18 protein-coding genes and 1 pseudogene are annotated in these 16,630 nt (G+C 62.3%); 8 read left to right on the top strand and 11 right to left on the bottom strand.

Going from position 1 to position 16,630, the window contains the following annotated elements:
- Positions 1-17: 17 nt before the first annotated feature.
- From LU684_RS25320 to LU684_RS25310, 3 genes are all read right to left on the bottom strand, one after another.
- Complete coding sequence (locus tag LU684_RS25320) at positions 18-308, bottom strand: PA4642 family protein (RefSeq protein WP_016484882.1); 291 nt, start codon at positions 306-308, stop codon at positions 18-20.
- 68 nt (positions 309-376) lie between these two features.
- Positions 377-847, bottom strand: a complete 471-nt coding sequence (locus LU684_RS25315) for a hypothetical protein (RefSeq protein ID WP_016484881.1) — start codon at positions 845-847, stop codon at positions 377-379.
- Positions 848-897: 50 nt separating this feature from the next.
- Entirely contained in the window at positions 898-1,455 is a 558-nt protein-coding gene (locus LU684_RS25310) for a hypoxanthine-guanine phosphoribosyltransferase (RefSeq protein ID WP_012270498.1), read from the bottom strand.
- Between the two features lie 160 nt (positions 1,456-1,615).
- Between LU684_RS25310 and upp the strand changes: the two genes are divergently transcribed.
- Together upp and LU684_RS25300 are read left to right on the top strand one after the other, a co-directional pair.
- On the top strand, positions 1,616-2,254 hold the full coding sequence (gene upp / locus LU684_RS25305) for a uracil phosphoribosyltransferase (protein ID WP_016484880.1): 639 nt from the start codon (positions 1,616-1,618) through the stop codon (positions 2,252-2,254).
- 2 nt (positions 2,255-2,256) lie between these two features.
- Entirely contained in the window at positions 2,257-3,531 is a 1,275-nt protein-coding gene (locus LU684_RS25300; protein WP_016484879.1) for a uracil-xanthine permease family protein, read from the top strand.
- A 132-nt stretch (positions 3,532-3,663) separates the two neighbouring features.
- Here LU684_RS25300 and hemH read toward each other — a convergent pair whose 3' ends face one another.
- Together hemH and LU684_RS25290 are read right to left on the bottom strand one after the other, a co-directional pair.
- Positions 3,664-4,680: a ferrochelatase gene (hemH, locus tag LU684_RS25295; protein ID WP_016484878.1), complete on the bottom strand. Its 1,017-nt coding sequence runs from the start codon at positions 4,678-4,680 to the stop codon at positions 3,664-3,666.
- Between the two features lie 13 nt (positions 4,681-4,693).
- A complete protein-coding gene (locus tag LU684_RS25290) occupies positions 4,694-5,599 on the bottom strand; it encodes a TIGR01777 family oxidoreductase (RefSeq protein WP_016484877.1) in 906 nt (301 codons plus the stop codon).
- 187 nt (positions 5,600-5,786) lie between these two features.
- On the opposite strand from LU684_RS25290, the gene LU684_RS25285 reads away from it, so the two are divergent.
- The 5 genes from LU684_RS25285 (at position 5,787) to LU684_RS25265 (ending at position 10,859) form a co-directional block, all read left to right on the top strand.
- Positions 5,787-6,773 (top strand): NAD(P)/FAD-dependent oxidoreductase, encoded by a 987-nt coding sequence (locus LU684_RS25285; RefSeq protein ID WP_016484876.1) that lies wholly within the window; start codon positions 5,787-5,789, stop codon positions 6,771-6,773.
- 100 nt (positions 6,774-6,873) lie between these two features.
- Positions 6,874-7,842 (top strand): YbgA family protein, encoded by a 969-nt coding sequence (locus LU684_RS25280; RefSeq protein ID WP_016484875.1) that lies wholly within the window; start codon positions 6,874-6,876, stop codon positions 7,840-7,842.
- On the top strand, positions 7,832-8,731 hold the full coding sequence (locus LU684_RS25275; protein ID WP_016484874.1) for a MerR family transcriptional regulator: 900 nt from the start codon (positions 7,832-7,834) through the stop codon (positions 8,729-8,731). The genes LU684_RS25280 and LU684_RS25275 overlap by 11 nt, the downstream gene beginning before the upstream one ends.
- The gene (phrB, locus tag LU684_RS25270; RefSeq protein WP_232895181.1) at positions 8,722-10,149 is read left to right on the top strand and encodes a deoxyribodipyrimidine photo-lyase; all 1,428 of its coding nucleotides are present in this window, start codon (positions 8,722-8,724) and stop codon (positions 10,147-10,149) included. Before LU684_RS25275 ends, phrB begins: the two co-directional genes overlap by 10 nt.
- Positions 10,150-10,160: 11 nt before the next feature.
- The gene (locus LU684_RS25265) at positions 10,161-10,859 is read left to right on the top strand and encodes an SDR family oxidoreductase (protein WP_023047683.1); all 699 of its coding nucleotides are present in this window, start codon (positions 10,161-10,163) and stop codon (positions 10,857-10,859) included.
- Between the two features lie 108 nt (positions 10,860-10,967).
- Here the strand turns inward: LU684_RS25265 and LU684_RS25260 are convergent, their stop codons facing one another.
- The 6 genes from LU684_RS25260 to hemA form a co-directional block, all read right to left on the bottom strand.
- Positions 10,968-11,486 (bottom strand): acyloxyacyl hydrolase, encoded by a 519-nt coding sequence (locus LU684_RS25260; RefSeq protein WP_232895180.1) that lies wholly within the window; start codon positions 11,484-11,486, stop codon positions 10,968-10,970.
- Between the two features lie 104 nt (positions 11,487-11,590).
- Positions 11,591-12,388, bottom strand: coding sequence for a glutamate racemase (murI, locus tag LU684_RS25255; protein ID WP_016484870.1), 798 nt, complete (start codon positions 12,386-12,388; stop codon positions 11,591-11,593).
- On the bottom strand, positions 12,381-13,136 hold the full coding sequence (locus tag LU684_RS25250) for a molybdopterin-synthase adenylyltransferase MoeB (RefSeq protein WP_016484869.1): 756 nt from the start codon (positions 13,134-13,136) through the stop codon (positions 12,381-12,383). Before LU684_RS25250 ends, murI begins: the two co-directional genes overlap by 8 nt.
- The gene (gene prmC / locus LU684_RS25245; RefSeq protein ID WP_016484868.1) at positions 13,130-13,960 is read right to left on the bottom strand and encodes a peptide chain release factor N(5)-glutamine methyltransferase; all 831 of its coding nucleotides are present in this window, start codon (positions 13,958-13,960) and stop codon (positions 13,130-13,132) included. The genes LU684_RS25250 and prmC overlap by 7 nt, the downstream gene beginning before the upstream one ends.
- Entirely contained in the window at positions 13,960-15,042 is a 1,083-nt protein-coding gene (gene prfA / locus LU684_RS25240) for a peptide chain release factor 1 (RefSeq protein WP_016484867.1), read from the bottom strand. Before prfA ends, prmC begins: the two co-directional genes overlap by 1 nt.
- The gene (hemA, locus tag LU684_RS25235) at positions 15,039-16,316 is read right to left on the bottom strand and encodes a glutamyl-tRNA reductase (RefSeq protein WP_016484866.1); all 1,278 of its coding nucleotides are present in this window, start codon (positions 16,314-16,316) and stop codon (positions 15,039-15,041) included. The genes prfA and hemA overlap by 4 nt, the downstream gene beginning before the upstream one ends.
- Positions 16,317-16,439: 123 nt before the next feature.
- Here hemA and LU684_RS25230 point away from each other — a divergent pair.
- A pseudogene (locus tag LU684_RS25230) lies at positions 16,440-16,630 on the top strand (hypothetical protein); the annotation flags it as partial.

Raw genomic sequence — 16,630 nt, 5'->3', positions numbered from 1 at the left:
TTGTGCCTGGATCTCTATCAACCGCGGGCGCGGTCGATGATCTCGATGTACTCAGGCGCATTGCGCTGGTCGGCGATCTGCTCAACGAAGGTTTTACCGTGCTCGTCTTTGCCATCCAGGTCCAGGCCAGCTTCGACAAAGAAGCCGACAAAGCGCTCGAAATCGTCTACGCGCAGCCCACGGTAGGCCTTGACCAGCTTGTGCAGCGACGGCGAGGTCACACCATCGGCCGGTTCGAACTGAAGGAACGACTTGATGTAGTCGTCGCTAATTTCGTCGCCGATTACCTGTTTCTTGTCTTTACGCATTGCCGACTCCAACTGGACCATCACGGGATTTCGAAGGCCGGCAGTTTACCCCTCGCAGGCCGCGTGCCTCAACGCGTACGTACGGTACCAGTGTGCAGGTCGGCCCAGATGTGACCATTGCCGTAGGTGAGAAACTGCACATACAAGGTTTCGTTGCGCAGCAGGTCCATGATCACCCGGTAGTCACTGACCGGGTAATTCAGGCTCAAGGTGCGGCTTTTTTCGTCATACACAGGCTTCTTCAGGCTCTTGGCCGCTTCGCCATCGAAGGTCAGCAGCACCTGGGCGATGGTCGCACCTTTGCTCAATGGCTTTCCCTTCAGGCGCACCTGCAACGAAGAGGTGATCGGGATAGGCTGCTGGTCGGACTGGCGCTGGGCCCCCACCACCACCGAGTAATCGGTCACTTGCAGCAGTTGCTGGCCGGTCGGCGCTTCCTGGCGCAGTGACTGGTCGTCAGGCGGCAGGAACTGGCTGTGCAGCGGTGCGGCGGCCAGTGGCAGGCTGACCGCCAACAGGAGGGGAAGAATCGCACGCATGTGAGGCTCCTTGAATGAAGGAGCACTCTAGCATGCAGGGCGGCGCTTGATTACAGCCCCTTGACGGCGAAAATGCCGTTGGCATTGCGCCAGTAGCCTTTGTAATCCATACCGTAACCGAAGATGTAGCGGTCGACACACGGCAGGCCCACGTAGTTGGCCTTGAGGTCCGGGCTGGCCTTGCGGTCGTGGTCCTTGTCGATCAGCACCGCGGTGTACACCGAGCGTGCGCCGGCATGCTTGCAGAACTCGATGATGGCGCTGAGGGTGTGGCCTTCGTCGAGGATGTCGTCGACGATCAGCACATCACGGTCGATGAACGACACTTCCGGCTTGGCCTTCCAGAACAGCTCACCGCCGCTGGTCTGGTTGCGGTAGCGGGTGGCGTGCAGGTACGAAGCTTCGAGCGGGAACTGCAAGTGGGTCAGCAGTTTGCCGGAGAAGATAAGGCCACCGTTCATCACGCAGAACACCACCGGGTTCTTGTCGTGCAGGTCCTTGCAGATCTGCTCGCCGACGTTGGCGATGGCCGCTTCGACTTCGGCTTCGGTGTACAGGCAGTCAGCTTCACGCATGACTTGACGGATGTGCTCGAGATCGGCGGACATGGCGCTCTCCGGGGGTGCATTTTGGAAAAGCGGGCAAAGGTACGCATCCGCTCGTCCCAGATCAAGCATTTATGGACTAACGTCCAAAATGACCAGACGACAGCACAGGTTGAATAGATTAATCTAGCGCGGTTTTTTTGCCCGCCTTTCGGAGCCCCCTATGCCCACTCGTGAGATCCGCCACCCGCTGATCCGCCACAAGCTCGGCCTGATGCGCCGTGCCGATATCAGCACCAAGAATTTTCGCGAACTCGCCCAGGAAGTCGGCGCGCTCCTGACCTATGAAGCCACCCAGGACCTGCCACTCGAAACCTACGAGATCGACGGCTGGTGTGGCAAGGTGCAAGTTGAAAAAATTGCCGGCAAGAAGATCACGGTAGTCCCCATCCTGCGCGCCGGCATCGGCATGCTCGACGGCGTGCTCAGCCTGATCCCGGGTGCCAAGGTCAGTGCCGTCGGCGTTGCCCGCAACGAAGAAACCCTCGAAGCCCATACCTACCTGGAAAAACTCGCGCCGGACATCAACCAGCGCCTGGCCCTGATCATCGACCCGATGCTGGCCACCGGCGGTTCGATGGTCGCCACCATCGACCTGCTGAAAAAGGCCGGCTGCAAAGAGATCCGGGCCATGGTCCTGGTCGCCGCGCCAGAAGGCATCGACGTGGTGGAAAAAGCCCACCCGGACGTGAAGATCTACACCGCCTCGATCGATCAGCGCCTGAACGAACACGGCTACATCGTGCCGGGCCTGGGCGATGCCGGTGACAAGATCTTCGGCACCAAGCAAAAGGACGCCTGACCATGCAGGACGGCTTCAACGACCCGCTCTGGCGCCAGGTCGTTTCGGGCGCGCAGATGCTCTTCGTGGCATTTGGCGCGTTGGTGCTGATGCCACTGATCACCGGCCTCGACCCGAACGTCGCGTTGTTCACCGCCGGCATCGGCACGCTGCTGTTCCAGCTGGTTACCGGCCGCCAGGTACCGGTTTTCCTGGCCTCCAGCTTTGCCTTCATCACCCCGATCATCCTCGCCAAGGGCCAGTTCGGCCTGGCCGAGACCATGGGCGGCGTGATGGCTGCAGGGTTCGTGTACACCTTCATGGGCCTGATGGTAAAAATCAAAGGCACCGGTTTTATCGACCGCATGCTGCCGCCTGTGGTGATCGGCCCGGTGATCATCTCCATCGGCCTGGCCATGGCACCGATTGCCGCCAACATGGCAATGGGCAAGGGTGGGGACGGCGTTGCGTTGATGCCCTACAAGACCGCCATGCTGATCTCCATGCCAGCCCTGCTGACAACCTTGATCGTCGCCGTGTTCGGCAAAGGTATTTTCCGCCTGGTCCCGATCATCTCCGGCGTGCTGGTGGGCTTTGCCCTGTCGTTCGCCTTTGGCGTGGTCGACACGGCCCGGATAGCCGCCGCACCGTGGCTGGAAATCCCCAATTTCACCGCACCGGCGTTCAACTGGCAGGCCATCCTGTTCATCGTCCCGGTTGCCCTGGCGCCGGCCATCGAGCACATCGGCGGGGTGATCGCGGTCGGTAGCGTGACCGGCCGTGACTACCTGAAAAAGCCTGGCCTGCACCGTACCTTGCTAGGTGACGGCCTGGCCACCACGGCAGCCGGCCTGTTCGGCGGCCCGCCCAACACCACCTACGCGGAAGTAACTGGCGCGGTGATGCTGACCAAGAACTACAACCCGAAGATCATGACCTGGGCGGCGGTCTTCGCCATTACCCTGGCGTTCATCGGCAAGTTCGGCGCGCTGCTGCAAAGCATCCCGGTGCCAGTGATGGGCGGTATTCTGTGCCTGCTGTTTGGTTCGATCGCGGCGGTGGGCATGAACACCATGATCCGCCACAAGATCGACCTGGCCGAAGCGCGCAACCTGGTGATCGTGTCGGTAACCTTGGTGTTTGGTATCGGCGGCGTACTGATCGGCAGCGGTGACGGCCCGGACGACTGGGGCCTGAAGGGCATCGCCCTGTGCGCCATCGTGGCGATTGCCCTGAACCTGATCCTGCCGGGTAATGATGGATGGAAGCACAAGCAGCTGGATGATCACTTGCCTTGATCCGGCTTTAACCCGAACCGCCCCTATCGCCGGCAGGCCCGCCCCCACAGGTACACCACAGGCTTCAGATACTGTGTTGCTCCTGTGGGAGCGGGCTTGCCGGCGACAGGGCCGGTACAGGCAGCCGCAATGTCAGGCCTTTTCGCACATCTGCGCCAGCACCCTCACCCACTCCGGGTGATCATTCAGGCATGGCACCAGCACCAGCTCCCGCCCGCCAGCCTCGACGAACTGTTCGCTGCCCCGCATACCGATTTCTTCCAGCGTCTCGATGCAATCGGCCACGAACGCCGGGCACATCACCAGCAACTTTTTCACACCGGCCTTGGCCAGCTCATCCAGCCGCGTCTCGGTGTACGGTTCGATCCACTTGTCCCGACCCAGCCGTGACTGGAACGATACCGACCATTTGCCATCCGGTATGCCCATGCTCTGCGCAAAGGCTTTGGCCGTAGCCAGGCATTGCCCGCGGTAACACACCGCACGCACCTCGGCGGATGCACCGTGACAGCAATCGGCGGTACGCAGGTCGTGCTTGCTGCCCTTCGGAAACAGCTTCTTCAAGTGCCGCTCGGGCAAGCCATGGAAGCTCAGCAACAGGTGGTCGTAATCCTGTTCCAGGTAAGGCCGGGCGCTGGCAGCCAGCGCCTCGATGTATTCAGGGTGCTCGTAGAACGGCTGCAGCACGCGCATCTGCAGCGGCAGCTGGCGTTCGTTGACCACCTGTTTGGCCAGCTCGACCACAGTGGTCACGGTACTGTCGGCAAACTGTGGATAAAGCGGTGCCAAGGTCACCTTGCGCACGCCTTGAGCTGCCAGGCGTTCCAGCACTTCGGGCAAGGCTGGCTGGCCATAGCGCATGGCAATCTCCACCGGGCCATGGGGCCAGTGCTCGACCATTGCGGACTGTAAACGGCGGGTCAGCACCACCAGCGGCGAGCCTTCCTCCCACCAGATCGAGCCGTAGGCATGCGCCGACTGCTCCGGGCGTTTGAGCAGTATCAGCGACACCAGCAAGCGCCGCACCGGCCAGGGCAGGTCGACAACATACGGGTCCATCAGAAACTGGTTGAGGTAGCGGCGCACATCGGCAACCGAGGTGGATGCCGGAGAACCCAGGTTGACCAGCAGCAGGGCGTGATCGGTCATGCAGCGTCCTATGTCAGAGGCGGCTGGACAGGTCGTCCAGGGCCGATTGCAGATCGTTGAAACGGAAGGTGAAGCCAGCCGCCAGCAAGCGTACCGGGCGTGCCCGCTGGCCGCCCAGCAGCAAGGTCGACATCTCCCCCAGGCCAGCCTTGAGCAACAATGACGGCACCGGCAGCAGCGCCGGCCGATGCAGGGCCCGGCCCAGGCGCCTGGCGAACTCACGGTTACGCACCGGCTCCGGGGCGCAGGCATTATAAGGACCGCTGGCATCCTTTTGCTGCAAGAGAAAATCAATCAGGGCGACCTGATCGTCTATATGGACCCACGGCATCCATTGCCGCCCATCACCCAATGGCCCGCCCAGCCCCAGCTTGAAGGGCACGCGCAGGCGCGACAAAAAGCCGCCATCGCTGGCCAGCACCAGCCCGGTGCGCACCAGCACCACGCGGATCCCCTGTGCCAGGGAGCGCTGGGCCGTTTCTTCCCAGGCAATGCACAACTGGCTGGCGAAATCTTCGCGTACCGGTGGCGAAGCCTCGGTCAGCTCGCGTTCGCCACCGTCACCGTACCAGCCCACCGCAGACCCGGAGATCAGCACGTCCGGGCGTTGCTCACGGGTGCCCAACCAGGTCAGCAATTGCTCGGTCAGGGTGACCCGGCTAGCCCACAGCAGGTTGCGCCGGGCAGCCGTCCAGGGCCGATCGGCAATCGGCGCACCGGCCAGGTTGACCACCGCATCAAGGTGATCGTCCGCCTCCAGTTGCTCCAGCCGGGCGATGCCACGCACGCCACTGCCACATATTTTCGCCACCTGTTCAGGTCGCCGGCTCCAAACCGTAAGCCGGTGCCCCTGGCCAAGCCAGTACTGGCAAAGATGCTTGCCAATCAACCCGGTGCCGCCTGTCAGCAATATATGCATGGCTGTGTCCTCGCAGAATGCGGCGGTGGTCTATTTTTAACATCAAGGCACTTTTTTGACCCGACGCTCTCGGATAAACATAGGCCAACCTGACCGCCAAAGCGGTATAACCTTATACAGAATTTCTGGATTGTACAGGTTTGCCTGACAGCGTAGTCTGCTAACAGCAAGGTTTGAAGAGGCCATCATGACAGTACCTATTGCCATCATCGGGGCCGGTATCGCCGGCTTGTCAGCCGCCCAGGCCCTACAAAAGGCCGGGCAATCCGTGCATCTGTTCGACAAAGGCCACGGCAGTGGCGGGCGCATGGCCAGCAAGCGCAGCGAGGCCGGCGCGCTGGACCTCGGCGCCCAGTACTTCACTGCCCGGGACCGGCGCTTCGTCGAGCAGGTGCAACAGTGGGTTGCCGCCGGTTGGGCCGAGCAGTGGAAGCCACAGCTGTACAACTACCGTGATGGCGAGCTCACTCCCTCCCCTGACGAACAGACCCGCTGGGTAGGCGTGCCACGCATGAGCGCCATTACCCGTGGCCTGCTCAAGGATGTGACGGTGAACTTCGGCTGCCGTATCGCCGAGGTGTTCCGTGGCAAGCAATACTGGCACCTGCAAGACACCGAAGGCTGCAGCCATGGCCCTTACAGCCGGGTGGTGATTGCCGTGCCGGCACCGCAGGCCACGCCACTTCTGGCCTCCACCCCAAAACTTGCCGCGGTGGCTGCGGGCGTGCAAATGGAACCTGTGTGGGCGGTCGCCCTGGCCTTCCAGACACCTTTGGACACCCCGATGCAAGGCTGCTTCGTGCAGGACAACCCGCTTGACTGGCTGGCCCGTAACCGCAGCAAGCCCGGCCGCGATGAGCAACTCGATACCTGGGTGCTGCACGCCACGTCTGACTGGAGCCGGCAGCACATCGACCTGCCCAAGGAAGAAGTGATCGAACAGCTGTGGGGCGAGTTTGCCGAGCTGGTCGGCTGCGTGGTGCCGGCGCCTAACTTCGCCCTGGCCCACCGCTGGCTCTATGCGCGCCCCAGCAGCAATCATGAATGGGGCGCACTGGCGGATGCTGACCAAGGCCTGTATGCCTGCGGCGACTGGTGCCTGTCCGGGCGAGTCGAAGGCGCGTGGCTCAGCGGCCAGGAAGCGGCGCGCAGACTGCTCGAACACCTGGAATGATTTAGCGCCATACACAAATTCTAGTTTGCATAACTTCCGGGCTGTGCTGGAATAAACCTGTACACGATTTTAGACTCGTACAGGTTTACGGGAGACAGCCATGCACGACACTTCAGCCCACAGCAAGCCGCGTATCGCCATCAGCGCCTGCCTGACCGGGCACAGCGTGCGTTACAACGGCGGCCATAAGGCCTCAGACCTGTGCCGTACGCAACTGGACGCCCATTTCGACTGGCTGCCGGTGTGCCCGGAAGTTGCCATCGGCCTGGGCATACCGCGCGACCCGATCCGCCTGGTCGGCAATCCCGAACGACCGGAAGTGGTCGGTACCCGTAACCCAGGCATGGACCTGACCGGCCCGCTACGCAACTATGGCGAGCAGATGGCCGCCGAGCTCGACAGCATCTGCGGCTATATTTTCATGCAGAAATCGCCCTCTTGCGGCCTGGAGCGGGTCAAGGTGTATCAGGACAATGGCCACCCGGCCATCCAGGGGGGGCGCGGCGTGTATGCCCAAGCGTTCTGCGCAAGACGCCCGGACCTGCCTGTGGAAGAAGAAGGTCGCCTGCATGACCCGGTGCTGCGCGAGAACTTCATCAGCCGCGTGTACGCCTACGCCGACTGGCAGCGCCTGCTGGCCGAGGGCCTTAGCCGTGGAAGCCTGGTGCGCTTTCATTCGCGTTACAAATACCTGGTGATGGCCAACAACCCCCAGGCCTACCGCACCTTGGGCCGCCTGCTCGGCAGCATGAGCAAGGATGACGACCCACAAACCATCGGCCCACGCTACTTCAGCCAGCTGATGCAGGCCCTGAGACGCTGTGCCAGCCGCGGCACCCATTGCAATGTGCTGCAGCACATCAGCGGCTATTTCAAGGACAACCTCACGCAGCAAGACAAAGCCGAGCTGCAGACAATCATCAGCCAGTACCAGCAAGGCGTGGTGCCGCTGGTGGTACCGCTGACCCTGCTCAAGCACCATTTGCGCAAGCATCCAGACCCGTACCTGCTGCAACAGGCCTACCTGCAGCCGCACCCGGAAAGTCTGGGCTTGCGCAATGCAGTCTGAAACCTTGCTGCCCATCGGCGAACTTGCCCGTCGCACTGGGGTGAATCCGGTCACCCTGCGCGCCTGGGAGCGCCGGTATGGCCTACTCAAGCCGCAGCGCACCGCCAAGGGGCATCGCCTGTATCCGCTGGATCAGGTGGGTCGGGTCGAGGCAATCCTTGGCTGGTTGCAGCGTGGGGCATCGGTCGGCCAAGTACGCGAGCTGCTCGACAAACCCTCCAGCACGCCGCCCAAAGGTGACTGGCAGGCCCGACAATTCCAGCTGGTCGAGGCCATTGCCAACCTGTCCCAGCGCGCCCTTGACCAGCAGCTCAACCAGGCCATGGCCCTGTACCCGGCCGTTACCCTGTGCGAACAACTGCTGCTGCCGCTGCTCGACCTCCTCGACCTGCGCTGGCGTAGTTACTTCAATGCGCAGCTGGAACAGGTGTTTTTCCACAGCTGGCTACGCAGCAAGCTTGGTGCCCGCGTCTACCATGACAACCAGCTGCTGCAGGGCCCTGCGGTGTTGCTGGTGGAAGACAGTGAACGTGTCTTCAGCCCCGGTTTATGGCTTTGCGCCTGGCTGTTCACCAGCAACGGGTTCCCGGTCGAGGTGCTGGAGCGCCCCGTTGCCGGCCCGCACCTTCAACGCGCCGTCAGCACGCTCAGCCCCCGCGCCGTACTTCTGCACCTGGGGCCCCGCATCGATGGCAAGGCACTGCAACGCACCCTGCACAACCTGCCCATGCCAATCCTGGCCGGCGGCCCGACGCTGTTGCTGCATGAAGCGCAGCTGCGTGCCCTCAAGTTGCCCAACCTCGCCCTGTTCGACACCCCGCAAGTGGCATTGAGCTTGCTTCAAGCCCATGACCGCCTGCCTGTAGAGATGAATGCCCCATGCACCTGACCTGGCTGCGCAGTGACCTGCGCATCGATGACAACACCGCGCTCAGCGCCGCCACCGAGCGCGGGCCCACCATCGCCCTGTGGCTGATCAGCCCCGGGCAATGGCAGGCCCATGATGACGCCGCCTGCAAAGTCGATTTCTGGCTGCGCAGCTTGCGCGAGCTGCGCAAATCGCTGGAAGGCCTGAATATTCCCCTGCTGATCCGCAAGATAGACACCTGGGAGCAGGCACCACAAGCCGTGCTGGAGGTATGCCGCCAACATCAGGTGGCAACCGTTCACTGGAACGAAGAGTACGGCATCAACGAGCAGCGCCGCGACGATGCCACCCGCGCCCTGCTAGAAAAGTCGGGCATTCAGGCACACAGCCACCTCGACCAGCTGTTCTTCCGCCCGGGCACCATCCTCACCCGCAGTGGCGATTATTTTCAGGTTTTCAGCCAGTTCAAGAAAACCTGCCTGGAGCACCTGCATCGCAGCCTGCCCGCGTTGGCCCACCGGGTTAAGCGGCAGGCACCGCTGCACATCCCTGCCGACCCTGTTCCGCAACACGTGGACGGTTTTGAAACACCCGCCCGCGCCCTGCGTGAACACTGGCCAGCGGGTGAAGCGCAGGCGCAAGAGCGGCTGTCCCGCTTTCTCGACGAAGCCATTGATGACTACCAGCAACTGCGTGACCTACCTGCCAAACCTGGTACCAGCCAGCTTTCGCCTTACCTGGCCGCCGGCGTGATATCGCCTCGCCAGTGCCTGCACGGTGCACTGGCCAGCAACCGGGGCGAATTCGACAGTGGCAGTACGGGCGTGCAGACCTGGATCAACGAGCTGCTCTGGCGCGAGTTCTACAAGCACATCCTGTGCGGTTACCCACAGGTCTCGCGACACCGTGCCTTCCGCGCCCAGACCGAAGCCCTGCCCTGGCGTGATGCACCGGCCGACCTTGAAGCCTGGGAACAGGGCCGTACGGGTTTCCCGATCATCGACGCCGCCATGCGCCAGTTGCTGCACACCGGATGGATGCATAATCGGCTGCGCATGATCGTGGCCATGTTCCTCAGCAAGAACCTGCTGATCGACTGGCGCAAGGGCGAGCGGCACTTCATGCGCCACTTGATAGACGGTGACCTGGCGGCCAACAATGGCGGCTGGCAGTGGAGCGCGTCCACCGGAACGGACGCAGTGCCCTACTTCCGTATCTTCAACCCGATTTCACAGTCTCAGCGTTTCGACCCTCAGGGGCATTTCATTCGGCACTGGCTGCCGGACCTACGTGACATAGATGAGAAAAATATCCATGAACCGATGAAATCCAGGGATCTATTTGCTACTAATTTGTATCACAGTCCTATGGTCGATCTCAGCAGCAGTCGCCAGCGTGCAATAGAAGCTTTCAAGGGCCTTCCCCGCCGGCAGGATTAGAGGACAACGTCTTGACTAACTCACGCAGTTTTTGGGTTACGGGCGCCAGCAATGGGCTAGGTCTGGCTTTGGTGGAACGCTTGCTCGAACAGGGCCACCGCGTTGCCGCCAGTACGAAGGAAAGCGATGAACTGGAAAGATTGGCAGCACAACATGGTCGGCGTTTCTTGCGCCTGCCCTGGCAGTTGCATGCCGAGCCAAATGCAGCGGATGCCTGCCAGCAGATAGGCCATGCCTGGTGCTCGCTGGATGGTCTGATCATCAATGCCGGTACCAGCGATTATCTGCCAGACGACGTAGCGGACAGCGACCTGTTCGAGGCGATCGTCACAAGCAACCAGCTGGCGGCTGAGCAGTGCCTTGGCCATGCCTTGCCCCTGCTGGCCAAGGGGGATTCACCGCAGGTGTTGGCAGTGTTCAACCGCTATTCGGCATTGCAATTGTATGCCCCGACGCAGGTAACTGCAGGCTGGAACAACCTGCCGCAGTGGATGCGTGAGCAGCGCCAGGCCTTGAAAGCTCAAGGGGTAGGCCTGACCATAGTAGGGCCACAGTCGCTCAAGGTAGCGGTGACGTCGGCGCAGGCGATACCGGAGCAATGGACGCCACAGAGCGTTGCTGAAGCGTTGTTGCGTCGGTGGCCGCAAGCTGAACCGGAACTGGTTCTGGAGGCGCTGGAACTCAGCAGCCTATGGCCGTTGACGCGCTAAGCCCCTGAAGTCGGCGTTAGCCCCGCCCCCACAGAACGCACACCCTTTGAGGATCGTGCATTCCCTGTGGGAGCGGGTTCACCCGCGAAAAGGCCTGTGCAGGTGAACTCAGAGCGCCATGCGGTAGTGCAAGCTATAGCTCTCCACACCATCGTTAGGCTCTTTGATGCCCGCATTGGAATAATGGATCGCCCGCACCCCGATCTCATGCCCCCCTGCAAAGCGCAAACCAAAGCCGATGCGGTCCTCGAACTGGAATGCCGAGCCCAGCTCGTTGCTTTCCAGCTCGGTGCTGGAGAACGCGGCTACACCGATCCCCGCTTCGATGTAGGGCTTCACCGACTCCCCGGCAAATTCGTAAACGAACACTGGCGCGAACGACAAGCTATGGTTGCTCGCCGTCTCGTCGCCGTCCCAATACGTATAGGCCCCATCCCAATATCCGGTCAGCCGACCAACACTGGTCTGCCACCAGCTTGCGTCCCAGTTCGATTGCAGCCCTAGCCGGTAGACCATGGTCGAGTCACCGGTCTGCCCCACCGAAACCGAAATGTCGGCAGCCTGTGCCGACATTGCTTGACCCAAAATAAAGGCGGCAGCCGCCGCCAAGCCGAGCAGTTTCCTCATGAGAAACATCCTTCTTCCTGATGCTGTTATTAGTGTCCGCCTCAATCAGGCAAGCGGTAGAAAGCAGAAGTGGAACGATAGTTCAGCTGTTTTTCACGTTTTTTTCACAACGCAAAGCTTTGCACATCGTCGGACTTATGCCACAGCACAGGCAGGATTTTTCGGAGGAATTCTGGGTCAGCGCTGGTCCAGAAGCGGGTGTCGCCGGCCGGGCCTTCGGCTAACAGGTCATTGGCACCCAGCAGCCTTTGCAGTTGACGCGCCACAGCGGCGCCGGTGTCGATGATCGCCACGTCCGCTGGCACCAGGTCGGCCAGTAACGGGCGCAAGAAGGGGTAATGCGTGCAACCGAGGATCAGCGTATCGCAGCCGGCGGCCAGCAACGGCTGCACATAGCCAAGCAGCATCTGGCGAAGCGCCGGGCTGGCCAGGTCACCGGTCTCGATCAGCTCGACCAGCCCAGGGCATGGCTGAGTAATCACCTGGACGTCATTGGCGAAGCGGTCCAGCAGCGCTGCAAACTTGGCACTTTGCAAGGTACCGGTAGTTGCCAGTACACCGACCACGCCCGAGCGGGTGGCGGCAGCAGCAGGCTTCACGGCCGGCTCCATGCCCACCAGCGGCCAAGTCGGGTACAGCTCGCGCAAGTCAGCCACCGCCGCCACCGTGGCGGTGTTACAGGCCAGGACCATGGCTTTGGCGCCTTGTGCCTGGAAGAACCCGGCAATATGCCGGCAGCGCTCGCGTATATAGTCCGGCGACTTCTCACCGTAAGGCACATGGCCGCAGTCGGCCACATACAGCAGCGTCTCGTTGGGCAGCAGGCGCTGGATTTCGGCGAGTACCGACAAACCGCCGACCCCCGAGTCCATCACGCCGACCGGCGCCGAACGCTCAGCCATCGCGCTTGCCGCAAACTGCGCAAGCCGGGTCGCGCTTGACGCGCAGCTCACGGATACGGGTGCCGAGAGCATCGATCAACAGCAGACGACCCACCAGCGGCTCGCCGAAGCCGGCCAGCAGCTTCATTGCCTCCAGCGCTTGCAGGCTGCCCACCAAACCCACCAGCGGGCCGATCACGCCAGCTTCGCTGCAGGTCAGTTCATCGTCACTGCCATGCCCGTACAGACAGTGGTAGCAGGGGCTGTAGTCGCGCCGAGGGTCAAACACCGACAACTGCCCTTCAAGGCGGATCGCCGCGCCGCTCACCAGTGGTTTGCCAGCAGCCATACAGGCCGCGTTGACCGCTTCACGAGTAGCGAAATTGTCGGAGCAGTCCAGCACCAGGTCGACTGCCGCCACAGCGGCAGCCAGCGAATCTTCGTCCAGGGCTTGGCGATGGGCAACCAGACCGATCTCCGGGTTTATTGCCTGCAAGCGCTGCAAGGCCGAATCGACCTTGCTCATGCCGACGCTGGCACTGTCGTGAATCACCTGGCGTTGCAGGTTGGTCAGGTCGACGGTGTCGAAGTCGGCCAGGTGCAGCTCACCCACCCCGGCGGCAGCCAGGTACAGTGCCACCGGGGAGCCCAGGCCGCCAAGGCCGACAATCAGTGCCTTGCTCTGCTTGAGCCGTAACTGGCCGTCGATGTCGATCTGGGCCAGCAATACCTGCCGGCTGTAACGCAGAAGTTCCTGATCACTCAGCATGGCAGGCGCCCCAGGGTAATGCGTTCATGGCCGCCCAGGTCCGTTCGGCTGGCGACCTCGATAAAGCCTTGCTCAGCCAGCAAAGCGCGTACCGCCGCTGCCTGGTCGTAGCCATGTTCCAACAGCAACCAGCCACCGGGCAACAGGTGCGCGGGGGCCTGGGCAACGATCACGCGCAGGTCGTCCAGGCCATCGGCACCGGCCACCAATGCACTGCTGGGCTCGAAGCGCACGTCACCGGCCACCAGGTGTGGGTCTGCGGCGGCAATATAGGGGGGGTTGCTGACAATCAGGTCGAAACGCTCGCCGGCCAGGCTGTCGAACCAGTGGCTTACCCGCACCTGCGCGTTGCTCAGGCCCAAACGTTGGCGGTTGCGCTCGGCCAGGGCAGCGGCTTCTTCCACCCGGTCAACTGCAGTCAGCTGCCAGGCCGGGCGATCGCTGGCCAGGGCCAGGGCAATCGCACCGGTACCGGTGCCCAGGTCAAGGACCTTGGCCGGCGAGGCGGGTTGCAGCTCGAGGGCAGTCTCGACCAACAGCTCGGTATCCGGCCGCGGGATAAGGGTATGCGGCGCCACTTCCAGGTCGATCGTCCAGAAGCCCTGCTGCCCGAGGATGTAAGCGACCGGCTCGCCGCCACGGCGGCGCTGAAGGTAACCGGCGTAAGTCTGGGCATCCTCGCTGCTGACGATTCGCTCGGGCCAGGTGTGCAGGTAGCTGCGCGACTTGCCGATGGCAGCAGCCAGCAGCAATTCGGCATCCAGCCGCTCGGTGGGCGACTCGGGCAGCTGCGCGTTGCGCAGCAAGCTGGCGATGATGGTCATCAGTCCCCCAGGGCAGCCAGTTGATCGGCCTGGTATTCGGCCAGCAGCGGTTCGATCACTGCGTCCACGCCACCGCTGAGGATGTCGTCCAGCGAGTACAAGGTCAGGTTGATACGGTGATCGGTTACCCGACCCTGTGGATAATTGTAGGTGCGGATGCGCTCGGAACGGTCACCGGACCCCACCAGCAGTTTGCGCTCGCTGGCAATGGCATTCTGTGCTGCGCTGGTCTGCATGTCGTTGAGCTTGGCCGACAGCCAGGACATGGCACGGGCGCGGTTCTTGTGCTGCGAACGCTCTTCCTGGCACTCGACCACGATACCGGTGGGCAAGTGGGTAATACGGATCGCCGAGTCGGTCTTGTTCACGTGCTGACCACCCGCGCCCGATGCACGGTAGGTGTCCACGCGCAGATCGGCCGGGTTGATTTCGATGGCTGCTTGTTCGTCCGGCTCGGGCAGCACCGCCACTGTGCAGGCGGAGGTGTGCACGCGGCCTTGGGATTCGGTTTCCGGCACGCGCTGAACACGGTGTGCGCCAGACTCGAACTTGAGCTTGCCGTACACGTGCTCACCCTCGACACGGGCGATGATTTCTTTGTAGCCGCCGTGCTCGCCTTCGTTCTCGGACAAGATCTCCAGGCGCCAGCCGCGTTTTTCGGCGTAGCGCGAATACATGCGGAACAGGTCGCCAGAGAAGATGGCCGCCTCGTCGCCACCCGTACCGGCGCGAATTTCGAGGAACACGTTGCGGCCGTCGTTGGGGTCTTTGGGCAGCAGCATGCGTTGCAGCTTCGCCTCCAGCGTCAGCAGCTGTTCCTTGGCTTCACGCACTTCTTCCACGGCCATTTCACGCAGGTCCGGGTCGCTGTCCTTGAGCAATGCCTGGGCGCCCTCAAGGTCACCCTGGACTTTGCACCACTCTTTATAAGCAGCGTAGACCGGCTCGACCTCGGCATATTCACGGGAATACGCGCGAAAGCGCGTCTGGTCGGAAATGACCTCAGCATCACCGAGCAGTGCGGTGAGCTCTTCGAAGCGGTCCTGGAGGATATCCAGTTTGTTCAGCAGCGACGCTTTCATTGCGGGGATTTGTCCGTGGAGCCCTCGTTGAGGGCAAAGAGTTCCTGGGCCATGGCCAGCGCATCAAGGCGGCCCTCGGCCGAGAGCTTTTTCAACTGCACGCTGGGCGCATGCAGGAGTTTGTTGGTCAGCCCCCGGGCCAGTTGGGCCAGTACGTCCTCGGGGTTGCCGCCGTTGGCCAGCAGGCGCTGGGCCTTTTGCAATTCGTCGTCACGCAGGCGCTCGCTCTGCTGGCGGTAGGCCTTGAGCACGTCCACCGCCGCCAGTTCACGCAGGCGCAGCATGAAATCCTCGGCGCCCACCGAGACCAGTTCTTCAGCCGCCTGGGCTGCGCCCTGGCGGCTCTTGAGGTTTTCCGCCACCACGTCATGCAGGTCATCGACAGTGTACAGGTACACGTCGTCCAGCTCGCCGACTTCAGGTTCGATGTCGCGCGGCACGGCAATGTCGACCATGAAGATCGGCTTGTGCCGGCGCTGTTTCAGCGCACTCTCGACCGCGCCCTTGCCCAGGATGGGCAACTGGCTGGCGGTGGAACTGATGACGATGTCGCTGTTGGCCAGTTCCTGGGGGATGTCGGCCAGCAGTACGGCGTGTGCGCCAAACTGCTCGGCCAGGGTACTGGCCCGCTCCAGGGTACGGTTGGCCACGACGATACGCCGCACGCCTTGCTCATGCAGGTGGCGTGCGACCAGGGTGATGGTTTCGCCGGCACCGATCAACAAGGCCTGGCTGCGGCCCAGGTCGCTGAAAATCTGTTTGGCCAGGCTGACTGCGGCAAACGCCACCGATACCGGGTTTTCACCAATGGCGGTGTCGGTGCGCACCTGCTTGGCGGCGCTGAAGGTGGCCTGGAACAGGCGCCCGAGCAACGGGCCGACGGTGCCGGCCTCCCGCGCCACGGCGTAGGCTGACTTCATCTGGCCGAGGATCTGCGGCTCGCCGAGCACCAGCGAGTCCAGGCCCGAAGCCACGCGCATCATGTGCTTAACGGCATCATGCTCTTCATGCACGTAGGCACTGGCGCGCAACTCGTCCAGGCTGAGGCGGTGATAGTCGGCCAGCCATTGCAGCACGGCGTCGGCAGACAAGTGGTCCTGCTCTATATAGAGCTCGCTGCGGTTGCAGGTCGACAGGATCGCCGCTTCGCGGCTGGAAGTCAGCCGGCAGAGCTGCTGCAGGGCGTCTACCAGCTGCTCTGGGGTAAACGCCACGCGCTCGCGTACGTCTACCGAGGCAGTCTTATGGTTGATACCAAGTGCAAGAAAGGCCATGCAAGGTCGCTGGTTGTGACGGGAAGCCGATAATTGTCCTCTTTCACAGGTATTAGAACAACCACCGTTCGCTATTGCGCTGATAGCGCTGCGGCTATCGCCGCTCGCGGGCAAGGATGAGCGTTGATTTCAGCTTTCACTCCCGCTTTTGATCTGGCTTTTGATCTGGCTTTTGATCTGGCTTTTGATCTGCTTTTGATTTTCGCGACTTCAGGAGGCCGAACGCAGGCCTTGCGAAGGGAGGTGACGGGCATGGATGCCCGTCAAGCGCTGGGCCCCAGGATGGGGCCTGCAGCGCGGTCCTCCCGGGAGCA

The organism is Pseudomonas sp. NMI542_15, from assembly GCF_021283425.1.
In the GTDB taxonomy this organism is placed as follows: Bacteria; Pseudomonadota; Gammaproteobacteria; order Pseudomonadales; family Pseudomonadaceae; genus Aquipseudomonas; species Aquipseudomonas fortuita.
Note: the sequence above shows the minus strand (reverse complement) of the source record. Positions and strands in the feature narration are given on the sequence as shown.